Genomic DNA, 22,271 nt, shown 5'->3' with positions numbered 1-22,271 from the left:
GATGTTGACAAGATGTGAAACAAATGAAACACCTTTGTGATATGAATTTACTGGGTGTGATCTAAGCATGTCATTCGAACAGCAGTTGTCTGGAAAATATGCGTTGTTGAGCCCTAAGCTCAAAGCAGCGGCAGACTTTGTTGTGGCTCACCCTGTCGAAGTGGCGTCTCGTAGTCTGCGTAAAGTTTCAAAAGACGCAAAGCTATCTCCGGCAACATTTTCACGTATGTCTACTGCATTGGGCTATGACAGTTACGAAGATCTGCGGGATGTATTAAGAACGAGCATAGAAAATCGGGAAAATACATTCTCACATCGTGTTGAAGCTTTACAGAAAAAACATGGCGAAGGGGACCAAGGATTCGCCTCGCAACACATTTTCGATAGCGCAGCAAACGTACAAGCCTTGGCTGTTTCTATCGATACAAAAGCGTTAGAGGACTGTGTGGAACGCCTGCATCAGGCGCGAAAAGTGCTTGTGTCTGGCGCTCTTGGGTCGACAGGTATTGCTGAATACTTGACGTATATGGCAAGTTTCATTGCTGATAATTGGTCTATGGCCAGCCGAATGGGGGCCTCTATGGCCAGCGGTTTGGTTGGCTTATCAGATCAAGATATTCTTATCTTGATTACAAAGGCCCCATATGCACAAATGACCGTGCGCGCAGCTTTGGAAGCACAAAAAGCAGGTGCGTTTGTGATCGTGATGACCGACAACCATGCATGTCCTGCTCTGGTACATGCATCCACCAGTTTTATCGTGCCAACAAAGAGCCAGCACTTCTTCTCATCCTATGCATCCACATTGGTGCTTTGTGAAATTATGATCGGCTCACTTGCAGCCCGCTCTGGGGCTTCGGCCCGCGCGCGCATAGCAGAAGTCGAAAACCGTAATCGTCGTCTCAATGAAGTTTGGGACGGGTGAAACTTTAACTATCCAACTAAAGGGGACATTAAATGTCTAAGAACTTCAAACTCTCCGCAGCCTCATTTGCTGTTGCAGCCATGATGGCACCAGCAGCTTTTTCTGAAGAATTTATCACAATCGGTACCGGCGGCGTGACTGGCGTTTACTACCCAACTGGCGGCGCAATCTGTCGTCTCGTCAACAAAGGCCGCAAAGATCACGGCATCCGGTGTTCTGTCGAATCCACAGGTGGTTCTGTGTACAACATCAACACAATCCGCGAAGGCGAGCTTGAGTTTGGTGTGGCGCAATCTGATTGGCAACATCACGCATACCACGGCACATCCAAGTTCGAAGACGCGGGTGCGTTCGAGGGCCTTCGCGCAGTGTTCTCAGTACACCCTGAGCCATTCACAGTTGTTGCGCGCGCTGACGCAGGCATCACAACGTTTGACGATCTCAAAGGCAAACGCGTCAACATTGGCAACCCAGGGTCCGGTCAACGCGGCACAATGGAAGTTCTTTTGACAGCAAAAGGTATGACGACTGACGACTTCGCCTTGGCAACAGAGCTTAAAGCAGCAGAGCAATCCGCAGCACTTTGTGACAACCAAATCGACGCAATGGTTTACACTGTTGGTCACCCATCTGGGTCCATCCAAGAAGCAACAACAGCATGTGATTCCGTACTTGTGACTGTTGACGGTGACGTTGTTGACGGCTTGATTGCTGACAACGCATTCTACCGCTCCGCAACAATCCCAGGCGGCATGTACCGTGGCAGCGATGAAGACACGCTTACATTTGGCGTTGGCGCGACGTTCGTGACATCATCTGACGTGTCAGAAGAAGCTGTATACACTGTTGTGAAATCCGTGATGGAAAACATCGAAGATTTCCGCAAGTTGCACCCCGCATTTGCGCATCTCGACCCTAAAGAGATGGCAACTGCTGGTCTTTCCGCTCCGCTGCACGCTGGCGCTGCGAAATACTACAAAGAAGCTGGCCTGATCGATTAATATCAGTACTGTTTATGGAGGGGCACTCAGTGTCCCTCCATTTTTATTTAAAAATTAAAGCGGAAAAATCCGCGTGTTCAGGGGGACTGACATGGTCGACAAAACGACAGAAAATAGGCCGCTAAGCGAACAGGAGCTGCAAGATCTTGTTGCCTCCTCTGACGCTGGTGCCCGTGATCCTGCCGGAGGTGTCGGTACGCTTCTTGCTATAATCGCCGTCGTGTGGTCGCTGTTTCAGGTGCTTTTGGCATCGCCATTGGCCAACTATATTTTGCCTGGTGATGTGATTAACAACTCGCGTCAGGTCCATTTGGCCTTTGCAATTTTCCTAGCCTTTATGGCGTATCCCGCGTTCAAATCCAGCCCACGCAACTATATCCCCGTCGCCGATTGGGTGCTGGGCATGTTTGGTGCATTTATCGCGCTCTACGGTTTTTTCTTTTACGAAAAAATCGTCAGTGCAGGTGGTCTTGCTGACAATGTAGACAAATGGTTTGCGCTGGCGGGCATGTTGATTTTGTTTGAGGGCGCGCGCCGCGCGCTTGGACCTGCGATGGCGATCATCGCAACAATTTTCCTTGCCTATGTGTTCTTTGGATCATCCGAATTGGTCCCCGATGTAATCCGCTGGAAAGGCGCATCACTCAAGAAAGCCATGAGCCACATGTGGATTACGTCAGAAGGCGTGTTCGGCATTGCGCTTGGTGTTTCGACAAAGTTTGTGTTTCTGTTTGTCCTGTTCGGTGCTTTGCTCGATAAAGCAGGCGCAGGGAACTACTTTATCAAAATGGCGTTTGGCGCACTTGGCCACCTGCGTGGCGGTCCTGCCAAAGCTGCCGTTGTTGGCTCTGCTGCGACAGGTCTTATTTCTGGGTCGTCCATTGCCAACGTTGTCACCACCGGCACGTTCACCATACCCCTCATGAAACGCGTTGGCTTTTCTTCGGAAAAAGCCGGAGCTGTTGAAGTGGCATCCTCTGTGAATGGGCAAATCATGCCACCAGTGATGGGTGCTGCTGCATTCTTGATGGTGGAATACGTCGGTATTTCCTACGTTGAAGTGATCACCGCGGCGTTCTTGCCTGCGACGATTTCTTACATCGCGCTGGTTTATATCGTCCACTTGGAAGCCGTGAAAAACAACATGCCAACCATTGGCAACCGCGAAGTCAAAATGGCGCGCACGATCGTTGGAATGTTCTCGTTCTTCGCGATTTTCGCTGGTTTGTGTTATGGGTCACAGTTTCCTGTCAACGCGGTATCCTCATGGGCCCCAAGTTCTGCTGGCCTGATCATGTCTCTCATCGTCTTTGCTATCTATGTTGGCTTGCTTTGGCTTGCAGCCACGGTTCCAGACCTAGAAGCTGATGATCCGAATGCCGCAGAAGTTGAGTTGCCGGTGATCAAAGACATCTACAAATCTGGTCTTTACTACCTGCTGCCAATCATTGTGTTGGTTTACTTCTTAATGATCGAACAGAAATCCCCAGGTCTATCTGCGTTCTGGGCAACGATGCTGCTGTTTGCAATTTTGCTCACACAGCATCCGCTCAAAGCGATTTTCCGCGGCGAAAACAATACTGTGAATGCGTTCAAAGATGGTGTTGTTGATTTGACCCAAGGTCTTATCGACGGTGCGCGCAATATGATCGGTATCGGCCTTGCGACTGCAACAGCTGGTGTGATCGTTGGCACAGTGACGCTGACGGGTGTTGGTCAGGTTATGGCCAATCTGGTTGAGTTCTTATCTGGCGGCAACTTGATTTTGATGTTGGTGATGGTGGGGCTTTTGTCTCTCATCCTCGGCATGGGGTTGCCAACAACGGCGAATTATATCGTTGTGTCTTCTTTGATGGCGGGCGTTGTGGTTGAACTTGGCGCGCAGTCAGGCTTGATCGTGCCACTTATCGCCGTACACTTGTTTGTGTTCTACTTTGGCATCATGGCCGATGTGACACCGCCTGTGGGGCTTGCCAGTTTTGCCGCCGCTGCGGTTTCTGGTGGGGATGCAATCAAGACCGGCTTTATCGCATTCTTCTACAGCTTGCGCACTGTCGCCTTGCCGTTTGTGTTTATCTTCAACACAGATTTGCTGCTCATCGATGTCACATGGGCGCAGGGCATCTTGGTCTTTATCACGGCATCCATCGCGATCTTGGTCTTCACGGCTGGCACCATGGGGTGGTTCCTTACAAAAAGCCGCGTCTATGAAAGCATCGCTTTGGTGCTGGTCGCCTTTGCCTTGTTCCGTCCTGACTTTGTGATGAACCGCCTTGATCCAGCGTTTGAAACGGTTGCTCCATCTGGCTTTACACAAGCCCTCGGCGATGCATCTGTGGGGGACGAGTTGCGCCTTGTTGTGTCTGGCCCTGACTATGACACAGGCGAGATCAAAGAGACCACATTGGTCATGCCTATCGACAGTGAAGGGTCCAGCGATGAGCGTCTGATGGCCTTTGGCATGCTGTTGATGGAAGATGACGGCGCTGTAAACATGGATGAGCCATCCTTTGGGTCGCCATTTAGCAGTGCCCTTGGCGGCTTTGATTTTTACGGGGATGATCCTGTGACCATCGCATCCGTACAAGCACCGTCTGATCAGCTGCCAAAGGAACTGGTCTTCTTGCCAGCATTGCTTTTCTTGGCTTTGATCGCATTTATGCAACGCGCTCGTATATCACGTGAAGGAGTTCCATCATGAGCAGCTCAATTCTCTGCGCAGTTGATGTCAGCAATGGCAAAGACGATTTTGCAACGATCCAAGTCGCTCAAAAAATGGCGGACTTGGAAGGGGCGCAACTTGATGTCATTGCTGTTGTACCAGACTTTGGCATGAGCCCTGTTGGTGGTTTTTTTAGCAAAGATCATCATGACAAAATGCTGGTTGAAGCCAAGGCCATGCTGAACAGGTTGATGATAGACGCTCTTGGGACGGACAATAACGATAAGATCCGTCACATTGTGGCGACAGGAAAAGCCTATGAGGAAGTCCTCAAGCTGGCTGACAAGACGACACCGTCTTTAATCGTTGTCGGCAGTCATAAAGCTGAAAAGTCGCACTACATGCTTGGCCCGAATGCCGCACGCATCGTCAGACACGCGAACTGTTCTGTGTATGTGGTTCGATAAATGAAATCCTGTGCCTGAGAGATCCTCTATCTCATTGGGCACAGGAATACTTGAGCCATAGATGCAATTGCATCCCAAAATCCGTTTGAATCATGTGCTACACATTTTGCTACACCTGTATATTTAGAATTTATGGTTAATCTATTGTTACTAAGTGATTATAGGTAATATCTGGTGATATGTTGGCTGACTGTCTGTCCGCAACGTTTCTTTGTTTTTATTGTATAAAGTTGGCCCTTATCCAGACTAACCATCCAAGAGGTCACCCAATATAGTATGCTAGATAGTATGCTAGCTTTTCAAGCCGCGTGCAGCCTCGTTACATTTGCAGTCGTGTTCTTACTTGGAAACTTTCATTGCAGTTCCCTGTGCGCCCCTCATCAGCATGGAACCCTCTCTAAAAAATTAACTGTAATCTAAATCAACAGCGATTGATCTGAATCTCAAGTGCCTTCCAGCGCTTAAGGATCGGTTGCCTATTTGGGCAAGACGTAGAGTAAGGTGCTTTTTGCGTTGGATTAAGATAGACGCGCCCTTCGGGCCGTGATGAGATGCGATGATTGTTATGTCACGAATCTTGGTACTGTAAAGTCAGCGCACAAACTCAGCATTGATCTCAGCCAAGCCTAAAGACAACCACTCTGCGATACCAAAAACCTCCACTTCTTTTTTATACCACCGTGCATACGGCCTCATTTTTGGGATACGACAACCATGACCAACGCTGCAATTCGCTCTGCATACCTCACGGATGAAACGTCTTTGGTTCGCAGACTCGTGAATGAAACTCAACTGAGTGACGCCCAAAGATTCGCAATTTGTGCGCAGGCGCAAAAGCTGGTTCAAGATGTGCGTGATACGGGCAAAATCGGCGTCATGGAGAGTTTTCTATCCGAGTATGGCCTGTCGACGAATGAGGGCGTGGCATTGATGTGCTTGGCGGAAGCCATGTTGCGCGTGCCAGACTCGTTTACGGTCGACGAGTTGATCCGCGATAAAATCACGCCGCATGATTGGGCAAAACATATCGGCGACTCTGGCTCAATTTTGGTCAATGCATCAACGTGGGGCCTGTTGCTTACTGGCAAAGTGTTAGATCAAGATGGCACGCGTGTTGCAGGGACATTGCGTGCTTTGGTGCGTCGGCTTGGAGAGCCCGTGGTCCGCACGGCTGTTGGCAAAGCCATGGCGCAAATGGGATCGCAATTCGTGCTTGGCCGCTCCATCGACGAGGCGACAAAGCGCGGTGATGCAATGGTCGCCAAAGGCTATACATATTCCTATGATATGCTTGGAGAAGCTGCCCGTACAGATGCGGACGCCCTAGAGTATCACGAGGCTTACGCTAAAGCGATTAAAGCCATCGCAGTGCGGGCAAAACACCAAGATGTGCGCGAAAATCCGGGTATTTCGGTCAAACTTTCGGCGCTTCATCCGCGCTACGAATATGGGCAACGCAGTGAGATGTTGCCCGTATTGTGCGCGCGCCTTCTGGAGCTTGCGCAGGCTGCGGCCAAGGCGAAGATAGGGTTCAACATTGATGCAGAAGAGGCGGATCGTCTTGATATTTCGCTCGAAGTGATCGAGCGTGTGCTGTCAGACGAAAGCCTTGCAGGATGGGACGGGTTTGGTGTGGTGGTGCAAGCTTTCGGGCGGCGCGCCATGCCCACATTGGACTGGCTCTATGAACTTGCCGTTCGGTTGGATCGCAAGATCATGGTGCGTTTGGTGAAAGGGGCGTATTGGGATCAAGAGATCAAGCGCGCACAGGTTATGGGCCTTGCCGGTTATCCTGTTTTGACACGCAAATCCCATACGGATGTTTCATATCTCGCTTGCTCGCGAAAATTGTTGGGTATGACCGACCGAGTATATCCTCAATTTGCCACGCATAATGCGCATTCGGTAGCTGCCGTTCTTGAAATGGCTGACGATCCAAACAGCTTTGAATTCCAACGCCTCCACGGTATGGGCGAGGTGCTGCATGACGCGGTGCTGTCACGACATGGGTCCCGGTGCCGTATCTACGCCCCTGTGGGCGCACATAGGGATCTGCTGGCCTACTTGGTGCGGCGTTTGCTTGAAAATGGGGCGAACTCCTCTTTCGTGAACCAGATTGTCGATGAAACCGTATCCGCCAAAGATATCGTGCGTGATCCAATAGCCTTGGCTGAAGCTGGTGGTTTTCAGCCAGGCACAGCGATCGTATGCCCAAGCGATATTTTCGCACCACGCCTCAACAGTCGAGGATATGACATCACGGACCCGCTTGAAATTGCCAAGATCGCTTCTGGCCGTGCTCCGTTTGCGGCGCCGTATCAATGGTCTGCATCCCCGATAACCTCGGCATCGTACACATGTGGGACTACGCGAGATCTGTTCAATCCCTGTGCACCTCGAGAACAGGTGGGCACAGTGGGGGAGGCAGATGAGGCGTTGGCGCAAAGTGCTGTTGGACTGGCTGTTGCCGCACAAGCGGGGTGGGCGCAAACCGAGCCGAGTGTTCGCGCGACTGTGTTGCGTAAGGTGGCCGACCTGTATGAGGAAAATGCTGCCGAAATTTTCGAACTGTTGGCGCGTGAAGCTGGCAAAACGTTGTTGGATGGGATCGCTGAATTACGTGAAGCCGTAGACTTTTTGCGGTACTATGCGGATGAAATACAGGATTTGAACACCGGCAAGTCTGCGCATGGAGTCATCGTCTGTATTAGTCCTTGGAATTTCCCACTGGCCATTTTTACAGGACAAATTGCGGCTGCATTGGCCGCGGGCAATGCCGTGATTGCAAAGCCTGCTGAGCAAACACCGCTGATTGCTGCGCGTGCGGTCGCGTGGATGCTGCAAGCCGGTATTCCATCGGATGTGGTGCAGCTTTTACCAGGCGATGGCGTGGCTGTGGGGGCGTCCTTGACGGCTGATCCGCGTATCAATGGCGTGTGTTTCACCGGTTCAACAGAGGTCGCAAAACTTATCGAGCGCCAATTGGCCAAAACATCGCCCGACGCCATGTTCATCGCCGAAACCGGCGGTATCAATGCGATGATCGTGGATTCGACAGCGCTTATGGAGCAGGCCACACGAGACATTATACGCGGGGCGTTCCAGTCGGCAGGGCAGCGATGCTCGGCTTTGCGTGTCCTTTATGTGCAAAACGATGTGCGTGAAGAGCTTATCGAGATGTTAACGGGCGCGATGGATGCCCTCACAGTTGGGGATCCACGCGATCTTGCAACAGATGTCGGGCCTGTGATTGACCAAGAGGCTTATGATGGCATCCAAGGTTACCTGCGAGACATGTCTAAAAGCCAGCAGATCGTGACGCAAATCCCAGTGCCGCAAGGCGGGCTTTTCGTGCCGCCAACCATTGTAAAGGTCGACAGTATCGCGGATGTGGAGCGTGAAATTTTCGGCCCCGTACTGCATATCGCCAGCTTTGATGTCGCGCGTGCAGAAGATGCGATCGAGGCGATAAACGCGACGGGATATGGGCTGACCTTTGGCATCCACACCCGTATTGACCGCCGCGTTCAATATGTTTTGGATCGTGTTCATGCTGGGAATGCCTATGTCAATCGCGACCAAATCGGCGCAGTTGTTGGCTCGCAACCCTTTGGCGGGCACGGTCTATCTGGAACAGGCCCCAAAGCTGGCGGGCCTTACTATTTGCCGCGGTTTCAAACTTCACCTATCACAGATCATTCAGCGCCTGTATTCCATGCGTCCGTTTCTGAGGCTCAGGCCACGGATGCTTTGAAAACACTGCGTGCCCAAGATTGGGCAAGATCTACCAACCGGATCACTGATTTACGGGCGGCCCTTCGTGGTAAATCGGCCAAGGTCATGTCTGCGGTTGCCGCACTTGAATACGGGCCCATCGATCTGCCGGGCCCAACGGGGGAGGCAAACCGCCTCCAACTGGTGCCACGGGGGACTGTTTTGTGTTTGGGGCCGGATACAGAAAGCCTTGTGTCGCAAACATTGCAAGCTCTAGCTGGCGGCAATACCGTCTTGGCCATCGCGCCGAAGGCCTCATCAGCGCTGCGTCCTCTCGCTGGCCTTAAGGCCCCTTTGGCTATATTGGACGGCTCGCTCGGCCTTGAGGCTTTGGAGGCGTTGAAGGTCGACCTTATCGCAATCCAAGCGGGTCGTGATGATATCCGTGCGCTTAAAATAAAGCTTTCTGAAAGAGGAGGGGCGATCATCAAAGTGGTCACTGAACCTCTTGCGCCAGAGCAGTATTGCCACGAACGCACCACTTGCATCGATACAACGGCTGCTGGGGGGAATGCATCATTGCTTGCGGACATCGAGACGGATTGATCACAATGTCGCGTTTAGGGGCTCAAAATATGTGTCTTTAAGTTGTTATTGGCCTTGCGATTCTTGACGACGATTATCGTGGTTTGGTTGTTCCAATAATGAGGGAACAAAGCTGAATCAGCGATTTTTAAGGTTGGTCCGTTTTTCGCATATTTGTGCGGCGGCGCAGCAACCTGTTTGCATTCGTATGGGGGGTAAGTGTTATACGTGGTGCGAGTACCTGATTGAGGCAGTGTCAAAATACTGCATCTCGGGGTTAGTGTGGTTGTAGTAAATACCATAAAACAACAACTTACGAGGCGAACCTCATGTTAAAGAAGAAGAAAATTGTTGTCAAAATCGGATCCAGCCTTTTGGCGAACAGTGACAATTTAACCCTTCGCTATGCTTTTATGAACGGTCTGTTAAGTGATCTCGCGCAGCTTCAAAAGGAAGGTTATAATATTATTCTGACCTCTTCTGGGTCTGTTGCGCTGGGGTTGAACATGGTCGGAAAACGCCCTGAAGACGCAGGCGTTCTTGACAAACAAGCCGCCGCTGCATGCGGCCAACCCCTGTTAATGAATGCCTACCGTCAGGTCGCGTCAGAATATGATTTGAGCGTCGCACAGATGTTGGTGACGGTCGAAGATATGGAAGAAAGCCGTCGCTTTTTGAACATCAAAAATACGATGATGAGATTGTTCGAAAACGACATTTTGCCCATCATTAACGAAAACGATTCTGTTGCGACACGCGATTTACGTGTTGGCGATAATGACCGATTGTCCGCTAAGGTCGCGCAAATGATTGAGGCCGATACATTAATCATCTTGACCAGTGTCGAGGGGCTATACGATCGTGATCCGTCTGACAAGGATGCGAAGTTCATTCACGAAATCGAAGACGTGAGCGAGCATCTGGAATCCACGACAGGTATCAGTACGCTTGGAAGTGGGGGGATGCTTACGAAAATGCATGCGGCCAACATGGCGCAGAACGCCGGAGTTGAGACGATTATTGCAGATGGTATCATTGAGCGCCCTGTTTCATCCGTACTTGAAAATGAGCGCCGTTTCACCCGTTGTCTTGTGCGGGGCAAGACGGCGTCGCCGTTGAAAGTCTGGCTCAGCAACCGTTTGCAGGTGTCCGGAACGCTTGTTGTGTCAAATGAAGTCGCCTTAGGTATCGTTGAGCGTAAACAAGGTGTGAGCCGTGTGGATGTCATTTCAATCCAAGGCGACTTTACCAAAGGGGATGTCCTGCACATTTACAACGAAGATGGTGAAGAAGTGGCGCGCGGGCTGACAAATTTCTCATCCGAAGAAACCATGCTTATGGCGCGCCATCTGGATATGCCGGTTGAAGAGGTTATCGGATATAAGACGAAAAGCGACATCGTCGGTGCGGAAAACATTCTGGTGCTAGAGGAATATCACCTACAACTGGATGCCCCTGAGGAAGACGCGAAAGTTGTTATTCCTGTATAGGGCGCTTTGATCGGGCAGGTTGATCGGGCGCGGCTGTTTAAATAGCCGCGCCCTTCATTTTCTTCAAAAGTCACCTGGCGCACATTGCAGACAGATGATCCCTTCGGCGCGCCAAGCCGCGACGACTGAGCTGCGATCATCAATGACGATCCAAGGTCTCAGTCCGTCTGCCTGCATCTGCGCCAAGGCATGGCGTTTCACTTCGGGATCGCTGGCATCGTCCTGATCCGCGTCTCTGAGGTAAATCCCGTCAAAAGGAAGGTTGTGTTTCCGCAACCATGCAATCGTATAATCGGCCCAACCTTGCGGGCGCCCAGAACAAATGACGATGGTTTCGCCACTGTCTTTGAGGCGTTGCATCAATTTGGCGACAGGGGCAATCAAGGGCGCGTCGGCCATAGCTATATGAAATTCATCCCAGTGCTTTTCCACCCCATGCACAAGATGCCCCAGTGTTTCGGCGTCAAATTCTGCGAGGGTTCCATCGACATCAAAGACAACGCAGGGGGTTAAGTCCGTTTGCGTCATAGTGTTTTCTCCTGAATTTTATGGGGCAACTTATCAAACAAAAGTGGCACGGCATTTGGCGGACGCTGACCTACGCTGCCTGTGGTCCACAGCACACGCGCGGCGCGGATTATGCCAGAATGACAGATAAGCACGGGCAGGGCTGTGCCAGATGTGGCGCAGATCTCGGATATGGCGCTATGGACCCGCGCCAACATCGCAGGCCAGCTTTCGCCGCCATCAGGGGTGTCATCACGATTGGGAAGCTCAGCTAAGGGGCGACCCTCGAATATACCCCAATCGCGTTCCCGCAGGTCGTGGTGCAGCACGAAATCCTGCCCCTGAAATGCCAATTTGCAAGTGTCTTGGGCGCGTGACAACGGGCTAGAAAACAATGCAATTGGATCGGGCCACTTTCGGTGGGACAAGGCGCGCGCTTGATCGCGTCCAAGGGGGCTTAACTGCACATCGGTAATGCCTGCGATGATATCGTCAGCATTGGCTGTCGTTTCGCCATGCCGGATCAGGCAAAAGCTTTTGGCGGGCAGGGGCCAAAGGGTCATAAGCGGATGAGATCATGCATAAAAACCTCTACTCCTAAATCTTCAATGAGGTAGTCTTCTGGTTGGGTGCAAAAAGCGGGGGCAAAGCGTTTTGCGCGTAATCGTTCCAGCATTTTGATTTGATCACGCAACGGGGGATGCACGTTCCAACGTTGAAAATACCCGCCAGGGACGCTGCAAATGCCACGGGCATGGGCTGTCATATGGCCCGTAAATACAACATGCGCATCTTGCCCCAAACGTCCGCTTTCATGCCAAGCCCGTACATAACCCCAAGCGGCACCACCGTCGGCATTGGGAGTGTCACAGATCAAAAAACGCGCTTGCTCCATTGGGCTGCGGTCCAGCAATGGGACAATGTCTTGGACATGTTGGGTGAATGTTCCACCAGACAAGGCTGCGCGCAAGGTTGTCATACATTCAGGGTCTAACATCACGCTTTGCACCCCGTACCGTTGGATCAAGTGGAGCGCCATTTCACCTGCCCGCCCAGAGGGGGGCACCGGCAAAAGCACTTGGCCGTCTAGCCCATCCAGCAATGTATCAAGTGCGGCAAAACGGTCGGTTTGGGGCACATCATCAAGATGGTAAGAACAATCCAAAATAGCGGTCGCGGCCGGCGGGGGGCGATCAAAAGCAAACCAATCGGATTCCTCTGACCAATCGCCTGAGTAAAACAGCCCGTCGCCCATGGCAAAATGCATCCAGACACCGCCCATCGCATGGCCGTTGCGCCCTGTGGTTAGGGATATGCCGTCAATCACGGTTGTGCCTTGTTCTGGCAATACACGCACCACAGCGGCAGGCGGCAAAGCCTTGGCCGTCTGGGCCGTGGCATAGATTGGTAGGCCTGCCTCAACCACATGAGACGCCCCACCAATGTGGTCGATGTGATCATGCGTGATGAACACTGCATCCACCCCCTCAAGCCATGCAGGGTTAAATTGCGCATGGGCCTCGGGACCAAACCCGCAATCAAGCAACCAACGCTGATGGCCTGTATTGAGCTGCATGCAAGCAGGGCCTTTATCGCCGATACCGGAGAGAATTCTTACACTTTGCATTTAATCCTCGTAAAACGCCCAAGGGGTGGTGATGGTCAGGCCCAGTTGTACGCCCACATCAAATTTGGCCCGCGTTTCAGCCAACAGCCGCGTGCCGCATTCTGACACGGTTTCCAGCAGATATTTCCCGCCCAGATAGGTCACACGCGCCACCTTGGCCCGCAGATCGCCCGTTTCAGAAATCGTCAGGTTTTCGGGGCGTAGGCAAACATGACTTGGGCAATCATGCGTGCTTTTCACCGCAATGCGCTGTCCCAAAACATGACCGTGGGAACTTGTCTCGTTTTTCTCGACCCCGCGCATCGGCACAACGGTGCCCAACCCGACAAACTCGGCCACAAAACGGTTTTTCGGGCGCTCATATAGATTTTGCGGCGTGTCAAATTGTTGGATACGCCCATTGTCCATGACGGCGATGCGGTCGGCCATGGCCATGGCTTCGGCTTGATCATGAGTGACATAAACCATCGTCGCGCCCGTGCGTTTGTGAAAATCGGTAAACACCGTTTGCATAGAGGCGCGCAGGGCAACATCTAGATTTGCCAAAGGTTCATCTAGTAGCACGGCATCAGGATCGGACACGAGACAACGCGCCAGCGCGACCCGTTGTCTTTGCCCACCTGACAGCTCTGATGGCATCCGCGCGGCATATTCACCAAGACCGGTTGCGGTGAGAGCGGCATCTGTTTGAGTGGCGATGTCACCTTTAGAAAATCCGCGAATTTCCAAGGGGTAGGATACATTGCGGCGCACGGACATATGGGGCCATAGCGCATAGGATTGAAATACAAAGCCCATGTTGCGGTTCTCGGGCGGCACCATCTTGCCGGTATGGCCGTCTGCAATGTCACGATCGCCGATGCGGATTGTGCCTTGGCTTGGCATCTCGAACCCCGCCAGCAACCGTAAAAGTGTGGTCTTGCCGCACCCCGATGGGCCTAACAGGGCAATAAATTCACCGTCATTGAAACGGGTGCTAATGTCTTGCACGGCGGGGCTGCCCGAAAATGTTTTACCGACTGAGGTCAGGGTTATGTCTGCCATGGAACGACTCCTTTTGGAAAACGGCGTGATAAAAGTTGAACCAAAACCATCAACAGCATGACGACCATCACGATGGTCATCGCCAAAGCGCTGGCCATTGCGGTTTCGCCGCTGTCATCAAGATTGAAAATCACCACGCCTAATGTTTCGGTGCCCGATGACCAGAGCAACGCAGATACGGTCAATTCATTGAACGCTGTCAGAAAAACAAGGATCGCCCCCGCGGCTGCTGCTGGGGCAGAAAGCGGTATGATCACATCGCGCAGGCGTTGAAATAGCGTGGCCCCAACCGATTGCGCAGCTTCCCCCATTGCGGGGTCAAGTTGTTTCAAACTGGCCTGTAGCGGGCGAAACATGACGGCAAAGAAGCGGGCAAGATAGGCGAAGAAAATGATCCAGATCGTTCCGTATAATGTGGCGTCGGTGAAGGGTAAATTGATCAGCAAAAGGATCATCGCAATCGACAGAACAACTCCTGGCAGCGCATAGGGTAGGTCAAGCAGACTGTCGAACAGGCGCGATAACCGTGTGGGCGAGCGTTCCATCAGCCATGCCAGTGGCAGGCATAAGATCATCAGCACAAGTGCCGCACCAAAGGCCAAACCGAATGAGTTTACAAAAGCCCGCGCTGTGACGGGCTGGCGCAACAGAACTTCGACCCATGAGGTCAATGTGACTGTGTCAAACCGCAGTGGCACACCATAAGCGGGCACCAAAGATGTCGCCAGCAAGCCAAACATTGGCAAAACAAGGATGGTGCAGACAATAGCCCATAGCAGAATTTCCACAGGCAGGCGTGCGGCCCCCAATGGGATGGCCAGCGGGCGCGACGTAGAACCAACAAGATAGACCCTTTGCTGTGTTTGAAAAAAACGCTGTGCCAGAATACCAATAACGGCGACAGCGCCGATCAGCATCGCCAGAACAGACACCTCAGCCAGCACGCTGGTGCCAAGTCCTGCCAGCTTTTGATAGACCAGCGTCGGCAGTGTCACATACCCTGCGGGAATGCCCAGCATCGCGGGGATGCCAAAGTTGCCAAGAGCGGTGACAAAGGTGATTGCGGTGCCTGCCGCAAGGCTTGGCAGGGTCAGGGGCAAAATCACCTGCCACCAAGTCCGCATACCGCGCGCACCACTGATACGAGCCGCTTCAACCGTTTCTTGCGGGATGGCGCGTAACCCTGCACGCAAGGTGAGGAAAATGATCGACATATGCTGAATACCCAAAAGCAGGATGATCCCTTCGGCTGAATACAACGGCTGCGATGATCCAAGGGGCGGGGCAAGTCCAAGCGTTTTCAGCAAGACCGACGATGGCCCCATGATCTGGGTCCATGACAGCGCGGTGATTTGTGGGGGGATCATCATCGGGATCATCAAACAAAACACTAAGGCGGCTTTTGCCCGCAAGTCGGTCAGTGCGACAAGGAATGCAAAAGCGGCGCCCAACACCAAGGAAACTAAAGTGCCCAAACTTGCCGTGATCAGCGAATGTTTGAGCGCGCTCATCGTTGAGGGCTGCGCCAGCACTTTGCCCGCCAATGTAAACCCGAAGGTGCCTTGATCGGTCAGCCCTTCGACAAACAAACGCGCAACGGGGGCCAGCGTCAGACAAATCGCGACGATTAAAATGGCACAGAGCAGCCGACCCTCAGATCGGCTGCCTTCTTTTTGCATGGTCTGGCTCATCATTCAGCGCCGAAAAGCTCTGCAAATCTAGCTTTGTTTGCTTCGGCATTTTCAAGCGCAACAGCGGGGTCAAAATCCATCAGTTTGATGTCTGCGCGTGCGGGGAAACCAGCAGGCACGCCCATGCCATCACGCGCAGGGATATAACCCATATCCAACACCAAGTCCTGACCTTCTGCACTGAGCAAGAAATCAACGAATTTCTGTGCGCCATCGATATTTTTCGCAGATGACATGATCGCGACGGGTTCAGTCACATAAGACACGCCCTCGGTCGGGAAAACGAATTCAATCGGTGATCCATCAGCTTTGTTGCGAATGGCGAGGAAATCGACAACCATGCCGTAAGGCTTTTCACCGGATGCGACGGCCTTGAATGTGCCACCATTGCCGCCTTGAGCGCGGGTCTCATTTGCCGCCAGTGCTTCGTAGTAATCCCAGCCGAGGGTTTCGTCCCCGGTCAGCGTGGCCAGATGGATCAACGCAGCGCCAGAATAAAGCGGGGATGGCATGGCGATTTGACCTTTGAGAGCCGCATCACTCAAATCTGTCCAAGAGGTCGGCACGCCTTCAACACCTGTGTTGTAAACGATACCCGTGGTGATCAGTTTTGTGGAATGATAGAACCCATCGCCAGAATAAAGCGCGCTGTCATAGTTGCTGGCTTCAGGCGATTTATAGGCCGTCAAAAGGTCCTCTTGCGCCATACCTTCGAGTGTCACTGTGTCGGCAATCAACAAAACATCGGGTTGCGGGTTGCCGGCCTCTATTTCTGCGCGCAAACGGGCCATCAATTGGGTCGTGCCATCGCGGACCCACTCAACGTCGGTGTCTGGATTGGCCGCCATAAAGGCATCCACGGTTTGCTGCGCATCTGCGTTGGGCTGCGAGGTGTAAAGTGTGATTGTGTCTGCAAAAGACGTGCTGGCGACGAGCGCGAATGCGGTCGTGGTGAGGAAGGTTTTCATTGGGCTCTCCTGAAAATGATGCTTTCGTACGAAAGCTGCCTGTGCTGAGCTTATTCCCATTTTCTGCAACCATTTTATGACAATATTTGACGTTTTTCAGCCTATTGCGAAAATTTTGTTCAGGGATTAACGTTCTATCGACCCTGTTTTACTTTCGAAAGAAACCACGATGCGGATGGACCTGAGTGAGCGAAGTGATCGTATTCTTGCGCTTTTATCCGAAGATGGGCCTCTGTCCGCTATGGATCTGTCTGAACGCCTTGCGGTATCGGTTCAAACCATACGAGCGGATCTGCGCAGCTTGGATGATGCCGCATTGGTGCTGCGGCGCAATGGCACAGTACGGTTGCGCCAGAAAAGCGAAAATATTGGCTATCTGCCCCGCGCTCGACTGTCTCGACAGGAAAAACAACGAATCGCATTGGCCGTCAAAAACCTGATCCCTGACGGCGCTCGCGTGGCACTGGGTACGGGCACGACAGTTGAATTCTGTGCCAGATTTTTAGCTTCCCACCAGAACCTGTTTGTCGCATCCAATAACATCCATGCCGTTTGTGCGCTGCAAAACGCATCGGGTGTGACAGTTGAACTGGCCGGTGGTGCTGTGCGTATGCGGGATTTGGACCTGATCGGCGTTGCCGCGTTGGAATTCTATGCAAAATATCGCATGGATTATGCTGTTTTCAGTTGCGGTGGCCTGTCGTCTTCTGGTGCCGTTATGGATTACAATTCCGATGAAATTTCTGCCCGTAAGGCTATTTCCAACTGCGCCAAAACAACGATTTTGGTGGCCGATTCTGGAAAAGCCGACTTGGATTTGGCCTGCCAACATGGTCATTTGTGGAGTTATGACATCGTTGTGACGACAGCAAAGCTTGCACAAAAGACCTTGCAGCACTGTGCGCAGAAGAACTGTCAGATCATTCTGGTATAAGGCCCTTGGCAGAACTGGTGTAAGACCTTTGGCTGAAACCCCAATCTGAAACTCTGAGGTGCCTCACCTCTGCACATCAACAGCCAAACCCACAAAGCTAATATAAGCCACACAACAAAACGTCCCGATTTCCTTTTAATTTGGCACATTTGTCTGAAGGCAGTGACCCACCCAGTGTTCTGAGATGCCTGTAAACCTATAAGTTCCTATAGGTTGCCCAAACTTCGAGATCGTAGAGAGTTTTGCCAATCTTGAACGACCACGTTTTGGATTCGACCTATATGATTGAGGAGACATAGTGATGAAACTTTACACAATGGCAGCTTTGGCTGTAGCCACACTTCCACTGGCAGCCTGTCTCGGAAGCGAAGACAATGAACTTCCGGATAACTATGAAGAAGTGAGCTCGCTGTATGAGGCAGTACAGAACGAAGAGCTTGAAGTAGCGTCCGAAGAATTGATGAGCGGGACTGCAACTCTGTCCGGCGCAATCGCTATTGCTGATCTTGGAGAGGATGAAGATCTGGAAGCGATTGGCGCGTTGACCCTGACCGCAAATTTCACAACCGATAAAGTGACAGGGACAGCGGATAGTTTTGCGCTTTATGAGTATGACACATCTGAGGTTGAGGCGTCTTTGACGGGATCATTGGATATCGAGGGTGACATTTCTGGCACTTCGATGACCGCCGACCTTGAGGGGACTTTGACGGATGATGAGGATCATGATGTTGCCTTGACCATGGATGGCACCTTTTATGATTCTGATGGCGCGCTTGCTGTTGTTGGCGACATTGAGGGTATGATTGACGACGATTCTGTCGAGGGTGGCTTTGCTGCGATAGAATAGTTAGCTTTGTGTAACGAGTGACTATGTTCAAAGTGCTGCGGGGAAACTCGCAGCACAGTCTTGCATAACATGAGAGCAATGTGACCTATGAAGCCTCCTTTTCCCTTGCGGCAAGTATGTGTCGCGATATTGCTTTTCATGAGCATGGCGAGCGGCGCTCAGGCAGAAAACGGCCTCTCTCCCCGTGAAGCCTATGTCACATTTATGCAGCTTGGGCGGGCGGCCTTGACCAAGGAGGCCCCCAAAAAAGCGATTGTTTATTTTTCCAAGGCCCGCAGGATCGCTCCCTCTGATCTGCCTGCGCAGCTCTCGTTGGCCGAAGCCTTTGCGCGCAACGATGAGGTCCGCAGAGCCGAAGCCTTTGTGCGCTATCTGCTCAATCAACCTGAATATGGCAAATATGAAACGCAGTATCTGGCGGCACTGGCAAAGCTTCAGACCCGATACCCGTTTGTCGCCTCGGCCTCTTTCGCCGCCTTGCCAAGCACGAACATCAAGAACACGTCATCTGCGACTGTGTTTGATACGCTTATTGGACGTTTTGAAATCGACGACGGAGGAGAAGAAACATCTGGTATAGGGTTCGACGTAGGTCTGCAAGGCAGGTATCGTTATCCGCTTGCCGATGGCTTGAGTTTTGAAATCGGGGCAGCGCTTAATCGGATATGGTATGACGATCCCGACCTAAGATACTGGCGTGGGCGTGTGACAACAGATATCAAACAAATCGGCGCTCGTGGGAGTATCCTTGGCGGCCTGCATTTTGATCGCACCTATTATGCTGATGTTGAGGGCGATAGCTCTGATCGTATTGCAACGGGCCTGCATGGGCAGTGGTCTAGATCGCTGTCTCCACAAACTCGGCTTAGATTCAACGGGATCGTTGAGTATCGCGATTATCTGGACAAAGACACTCTATCTGGGCCTTATGCCTCATTGAGTTCAACTTGGGTTAAGACCTTAGAAACGGGCGCTGCCATTGTTTTCGGTGGTGCTGTTGAACGCTCGAAACCCTCTTTGGGTTATCACCGGTATTGGGGGGGCACTTTGCGCGGGGGGTATGAAACAAATATCACCGACACGTTGCGCGCTGGTTTAAGCCTAAGTGCCGCAGTGAGGCGATATGACAGTGACTTCGCCGCAGTAGATTATCCGCGTCGCGACGAAATCTTTCGGCTTGGATTTTCCGTGTCCGACAGTCGGATCAAAATCATGGGAGGGACACCGAAACTGTCCTGTGGCTATAAAATCCAGAACTCAAACATTTCGCTCTACCAGTCGACGTCGACCGATTGCAGGATCGGATGGTCTTATCAATTCTAACAAACCGCGCACAGGCGAATGGTTACGGTGCTATGTGACGCAGGCCGTCGTTGCTGGTGATCTGTTTGATCAGGGGCTTGAAGTGCTGTGTTAAAACCAGATGCCCAGCGTTTTCAATGGTATGGAAACTGGCATCCGGTAGGGTTTGCGCAATGGCCTGAATATCGCGAATGGGACTGATCGGGTCTTCTGTGCCGTGAATGAACGTCAACTGGCAGGTTATCTTTTTAAGATCACCAAGCCAGTTGCGTTGCAGATTGGTGAGCTCATCAACAGAGGCAAGGGTGGCATGGTTCGCGATCAGGCGTAGCCACTCAGACAAATGTGGTTTTTGAAAAAGAGTATCCAGACAGGCCGTATCGGACACAGATTTTCGGTACATATGCAGCAACCCTTTTTGGGCCAAAATAGGGACGCGGCTGATCGCGTTATAAACTTGCGTCAACCCGGCGATTACCCGTTCATCTCTTCGCAGGCGTTGCGACATTTCGATGAAAAGCGTGCTCTTTTTCGGCTGCTCAACCATTTGAAACAGCTGCGGGGTGGCTGCAACGACAAGCTGCGACACCAAATGCGGATGATGCCGTGCAAAATGTGCCGCCCATGGGACGCCAGCGCTTTCTGCAATACAGATCACAGGTTCATCAGACAGGTGCTCTACAGTTTCTGCCAAGGCCTGCGTGAACCTGCTGAGACGTGTTTGAATGTCGAAACGATCATCCAGTCCTAGAAAATGTCTGGGCACGATCAACCAACGCAGGTTCTGAGCCTTAAGTACGCTGATCATTTCGTCGTGGAACACGATTGGGGCCAGCATGCTATGAAAATACAGTACAGGTCGCCCGCGTCGTGCGCCGAATTCCCATACGGGAATATCAGGCCCGTCACCGACTGAGATCGTCGTCACGGTCACATCTTTGCCGAACTGGCGTTTGACCAGAGCCGCCTCAGGATTCCGATCTTGAAGCGGTAAAATTTCGTCGAGAACCGCCGCTGTAATTTCAAGAGAGAGTTTGCTCAGCAAGTCCGTTTGCGTTTTCGCGCCGAGCTTGTCCAAGATGACCTGACTTTGCTTGCGCTTGGTATCATAAGACGTTCCCAACAGCGCCGCCGTTGCTTTCAAATCCAGACCCGTAAGCAGATGGGCCAACATCAGATATTCAGACGGGGTAAGCCGTGTTTCTCCGCCGTAGGTCGCCAAGGCGGCAATCCGTTCGGGGTCAATGCGCACGGCAATAAGCGCGACATGATCAGGAACGTCGCTCCAACGTTCCATGCGGTCATACAAAAAGTAGAGCATATCATTGCTCACGACAAACGCGCATCCACTCGCCGAGCGCTTGGGCATTCGCATGAAAGCGGGGAAATCATCGCCAACATGGGTGACAAGATTGTCGATTTGCCGCTTTCCCAGCCGATCATATAGGTTGGCAGGCAATCTGCAATTGGAGAACTTTCGATAAAAAAAGCGCTCGCTGTTGGCCACATCCTGAGGTTGGAGCAAGAGTGCATCTTCCGATGGTAACGCCAACGGATCTTTTTTGAGAACGGTTGTTAAGACCTGAATGAACTGTGTTGGAGTGGGCACCGAACTCTTATTCCCGTCATTTTAATCGTCTGTCAGCTTGGCCTGAATACGAATGAAACTTGGTACAAAGTTTTGAAATTTGACACTGTGGGGCAAGCGTTTCGCAAAAGGATTTAACTCAGCTTCGCGCAGAGTTTTCCAAAAAACAAGCCAAAACAAACCCGACAGACTGCGCGGCAAAACGCTAGGGCAATCCTGCGCAATCTTTTCAGGCCCCCCTTTAGGGGGGCGAATGGTCGGATTGATGTCTCATATAGCTTTCACATCGACGCATAAAATTCAGCGGATGTATTGGCAAAGCAATGACGCAACAGACCAACAATGAATTCTCTTTTCTGCCCACACGCGAGCGCGCCACGACGGGCGTGGATGAACTCGCTTATTTTGATCTCGATCGTAAGGGGCAGATCATTTCACGTAATGGTGCGGCAACACAATTTTTGAACATGAACCCGCAATATGTCACGTCTGACAGCGCAGAGTTTTTCCACGCCAATCCGCTTCACTCTTTTACCGGTGCTTTGCGTGCTGCTTGTGACAGTTTGGCCCCCGTTTCTACAGTATTTATACCTTACGACGAGGCTAAGCCTTCGGTTCTTCAAATCAATGTGCTGCCGTTTCTCCCCGGCTTGGCGCGTATCGTTTTGTTCTGGATGTGCGCGACTGTCGAAACACTTGATACGTCGCCCCCAGAACTTTCGGTTCGGGAACGTGCTGTTCTAAATTTGTTTGCCGCAGGCTTGCGACGGGATAGAATCGCACATGAATTGAACATTTCCTTGCCCACAGTCGATATGCACAGCCGCAATCTACGCCGAAAACTGGCGGCACGAACAACACCCGAAGCCGTCGCTAAAGCCATGAATATGCAGCTTCTTGAGGCGTGACTGATAAG

The 22,271-nt window shown here is 51.9% G+C and carries 17 protein-coding genes; 10 read left to right on the top strand and 7 right to left on the bottom strand.

What is annotated here, in order from left to right; genetic code table 11:
- The first annotated feature begins 67 nt into the window (after window positions 1-67).
- From KO503_RS05605 to proB, 6 genes are all read left to right on the top strand, one after another.
- Complete coding sequence (locus KO503_RS05605; RefSeq protein WP_215990584.1) at window positions 68-925, top strand: MurR/RpiR family transcriptional regulator; 858 nt, start codon at window positions 68-70, stop codon at window positions 923-925.
- 32 nt (window positions 926-957) lie between these two features.
- Window positions 958-1,926, top strand: coding sequence for a TAXI family TRAP transporter solute-binding subunit (locus tag KO503_RS05600; protein WP_215990583.1), 969 nt, complete (start codon window positions 958-960; stop codon window positions 1,924-1,926).
- A gap of 91 nt (window positions 1,927-2,017) precedes the next feature.
- The gene (locus KO503_RS05595) at window positions 2,018-4,627 is read left to right on the top strand and encodes a TRAP transporter permease (protein ID WP_215990582.1); all 2,610 of its coding nucleotides are present in this window, start codon (window positions 2,018-2,020) and stop codon (window positions 4,625-4,627) included.
- A complete protein-coding gene (locus KO503_RS05590; RefSeq protein WP_215990581.1) occupies window positions 4,624-5,055 on the top strand; it encodes a universal stress protein in 432 nt (143 codons plus the stop codon). Before KO503_RS05595 ends, KO503_RS05590 begins: the two co-directional genes overlap by 4 nt.
- 714 nt (window positions 5,056-5,769) lie before the next feature.
- Window positions 5,770-9,375, top strand: a complete 3,606-nt coding sequence (putA, locus tag KO503_RS05585) for a bifunctional proline dehydrogenase/L-glutamate gamma-semialdehyde dehydrogenase PutA (protein WP_215990580.1) — start codon at window positions 5,770-5,772, stop codon at window positions 9,373-9,375.
- A 308-nt stretch (window positions 9,376-9,683) separates the two neighbouring features.
- Window positions 9,684-10,844, top strand: a complete 1,161-nt coding sequence (gene proB, locus KO503_RS05580; protein WP_215990579.1) for a glutamate 5-kinase — start codon at window positions 9,684-9,686, stop codon at window positions 10,842-10,844.
- A gap of 63 nt (window positions 10,845-10,907) precedes the next feature.
- On the opposite strand, the gene KO503_RS05575 is transcribed toward proB, so the two are convergent.
- The 6 genes from KO503_RS05575 to KO503_RS05550 are packed head-to-tail and all read right to left on the bottom strand — an operon-like array spanning window position 10,908 to window position 16,681.
- On the bottom strand, window positions 10,908-11,372 hold the full coding sequence (locus KO503_RS05575) for an HAD family acid phosphatase (protein ID WP_215990578.1): 465 nt from the start codon (window positions 11,370-11,372) through the stop codon (window positions 10,908-10,910).
- On the bottom strand, window positions 11,369-11,914 hold the full coding sequence (locus KO503_RS05570; RefSeq protein WP_215990577.1) for a histidine phosphatase family protein: 546 nt from the start codon (window positions 11,912-11,914) through the stop codon (window positions 11,369-11,371). Before KO503_RS05570 ends, KO503_RS05575 begins: the two co-directional genes overlap by 4 nt.
- Complete coding sequence (locus KO503_RS05565) at window positions 11,911-12,978, bottom strand: MBL fold metallo-hydrolase (RefSeq protein ID WP_215990576.1); 1,068 nt, start codon at window positions 12,976-12,978, stop codon at window positions 11,911-11,913. Before KO503_RS05565 ends, KO503_RS05570 begins: the two co-directional genes overlap by 4 nt.
- Complete coding sequence (locus tag KO503_RS05560; RefSeq protein ID WP_215990575.1) at window positions 12,979-14,022, bottom strand: ABC transporter ATP-binding protein; 1,044 nt, start codon at window positions 14,020-14,022, stop codon at window positions 12,979-12,981.
- Window positions 14,010-15,701, bottom strand: a complete 1,692-nt coding sequence (locus KO503_RS05555) for an ABC transporter permease (RefSeq protein WP_252730953.1) — start codon at window positions 15,699-15,701, stop codon at window positions 14,010-14,012. Before KO503_RS05555 ends, KO503_RS05560 begins: the two co-directional genes overlap by 13 nt.
- Before the next feature lie 11 nt (window positions 15,702-15,712).
- On the bottom strand, window positions 15,713-16,681 hold the full coding sequence (locus KO503_RS05550; RefSeq protein WP_215990573.1) for an ABC transporter substrate-binding protein: 969 nt from the start codon (window positions 16,679-16,681) through the stop codon (window positions 15,713-15,715).
- 169 nt (window positions 16,682-16,850) lie between these two features.
- Between KO503_RS05550 and KO503_RS05545 the strand changes: the two genes are divergently transcribed.
- From KO503_RS05545 to KO503_RS05535, 3 genes are all read left to right on the top strand, one after another.
- Window positions 16,851-17,615, top strand: a complete 765-nt coding sequence (locus tag KO503_RS05545) for a DeoR/GlpR family DNA-binding transcription regulator (RefSeq protein WP_215990572.1) — start codon at window positions 16,851-16,853, stop codon at window positions 17,613-17,615.
- A gap of 301 nt (window positions 17,616-17,916) precedes the next feature.
- Complete coding sequence (locus KO503_RS05540; RefSeq protein WP_215990571.1) at window positions 17,917-18,465, top strand: hypothetical protein; 549 nt, start codon at window positions 17,917-17,919, stop codon at window positions 18,463-18,465.
- Between the two features lie 138 nt (window positions 18,466-18,603).
- Entirely contained in the window at window positions 18,604-19,788 is a 1,185-nt protein-coding gene (locus KO503_RS05535; protein ID WP_215990570.1) for a porin family protein, read from the top strand.
- A gap of 22 nt (window positions 19,789-19,810) precedes the next feature.
- Here the strand turns inward: KO503_RS05535 and KO503_RS05530 are convergent, their stop codons facing one another.
- Entirely contained in the window at window positions 19,811-21,088 is a 1,278-nt protein-coding gene (locus KO503_RS05530) for an alpha/beta fold hydrolase (protein ID WP_215990569.1), read from the bottom strand.
- A gap of 590 nt (window positions 21,089-21,678) precedes the next feature.
- On the opposite strand from KO503_RS05530, the gene KO503_RS05525 reads away from it, so the two are divergent.
- Complete coding sequence (locus tag KO503_RS05525; RefSeq protein WP_215990568.1) at window positions 21,679-22,263, top strand: response regulator transcription factor; 585 nt, start codon at window positions 21,679-21,681, stop codon at window positions 22,261-22,263.
- Window positions 22,264-22,271 lie beyond the last annotated feature (8 nt).

Source organism: Pacificibacter marinus (assembly GCF_018860505.1).
Lineage (GTDB): Bacteria > Pseudomonadota > Alphaproteobacteria > Rhodobacterales > Rhodobacteraceae > Celeribacter > Celeribacter marinus_B.
This window is presented reverse-complemented; position numbering and strand designations above follow the sequence as displayed.

Excerpts from the sequence above, each read along its gene's own strand:
- KO503_RS05605 (WP_215990584.1), top strand. The coding sequence starts at position 68 with ATGTCATTCGAACAGCAGTTGTCTGGAAAATATGCGTTGTTGAGCCCT.
- KO503_RS05600 (WP_215990583.1), top strand. The coding sequence starts at position 958 with ATGTCTAAGAACTTCAAACTCTCCGCAGCCTCATTTGCTGTTGCAGCC.
- KO503_RS05595 (WP_215990582.1), top strand. The coding sequence starts at position 2,018 with ATGGTCGACAAAACGACAGAAAATAGGCCGCTAAGCGAACAGGAGCTG.
- KO503_RS05590 (WP_215990581.1), top strand. The coding sequence starts at position 4,624 with ATGAGCAGCTCAATTCTCTGCGCAGTTGATGTCAGCAATGGCAAAGAC.
- putA (WP_215990580.1), top strand. The coding sequence starts at position 5,770 with ATGACCAACGCTGCAATTCGCTCTGCATACCTCACGGATGAAACGTCT.
- proB (WP_215990579.1), top strand. The coding sequence starts at position 9,684 with ATGTTAAAGAAGAAGAAAATTGTTGTCAAAATCGGATCCAGCCTTTTG.
- KO503_RS05575 (WP_215990578.1), bottom strand. The coding sequence starts at position 11,372 with ATGACGCAAACGGACTTAACCCCCTGCGTTGTCTTTGATGTCGATGGA.
- KO503_RS05570 (WP_215990577.1), bottom strand. The coding sequence starts at position 11,914 with ATGACCCTTTGGCCCCTGCCCGCCAAAAGCTTTTGCCTGATCCGGCAT.
- KO503_RS05565 (WP_215990576.1), bottom strand. The coding sequence starts at position 12,978 with ATGCAAAGTGTAAGAATTCTCTCCGGTATCGGCGATAAAGGCCCTGCT.
- KO503_RS05560 (WP_215990575.1), bottom strand. The coding sequence starts at position 14,022 with ATGGCAGACATAACCCTGACCTCAGTCGGTAAAACATTTTCGGGCAGC.
- KO503_RS05555 (WP_252730953.1), bottom strand. The coding sequence starts at position 15,701 with ATGCAAAAAGAAGGCAGCCGATCTGAGGGTCGGCTGCTCTGTGCCATT.
- KO503_RS05550 (WP_215990573.1), bottom strand. The coding sequence starts at position 16,681 with ATGAAAACCTTCCTCACCACGACCGCATTCGCGCTCGTCGCCAGCACG.
- KO503_RS05545 (WP_215990572.1), top strand. The coding sequence starts at position 16,851 with ATGCGGATGGACCTGAGTGAGCGAAGTGATCGTATTCTTGCGCTTTTA.
- KO503_RS05540 (WP_215990571.1), top strand. The coding sequence starts at position 17,917 with ATGAAACTTTACACAATGGCAGCTTTGGCTGTAGCCACACTTCCACTG.
- KO503_RS05535 (WP_215990570.1), top strand. The coding sequence starts at position 18,604 with ATGAGCATGGCGAGCGGCGCTCAGGCAGAAAACGGCCTCTCTCCCCGT.
- KO503_RS05530 (WP_215990569.1), bottom strand. The coding sequence starts at position 21,088 with ATGCTCTACTTTTTGTATGACCGCATGGAACGTTGGAGCGACGTTCCT.
- KO503_RS05525 (WP_215990568.1), top strand. The coding sequence starts at position 21,679 with ATGACGCAACAGACCAACAATGAATTCTCTTTTCTGCCCACACGCGAG.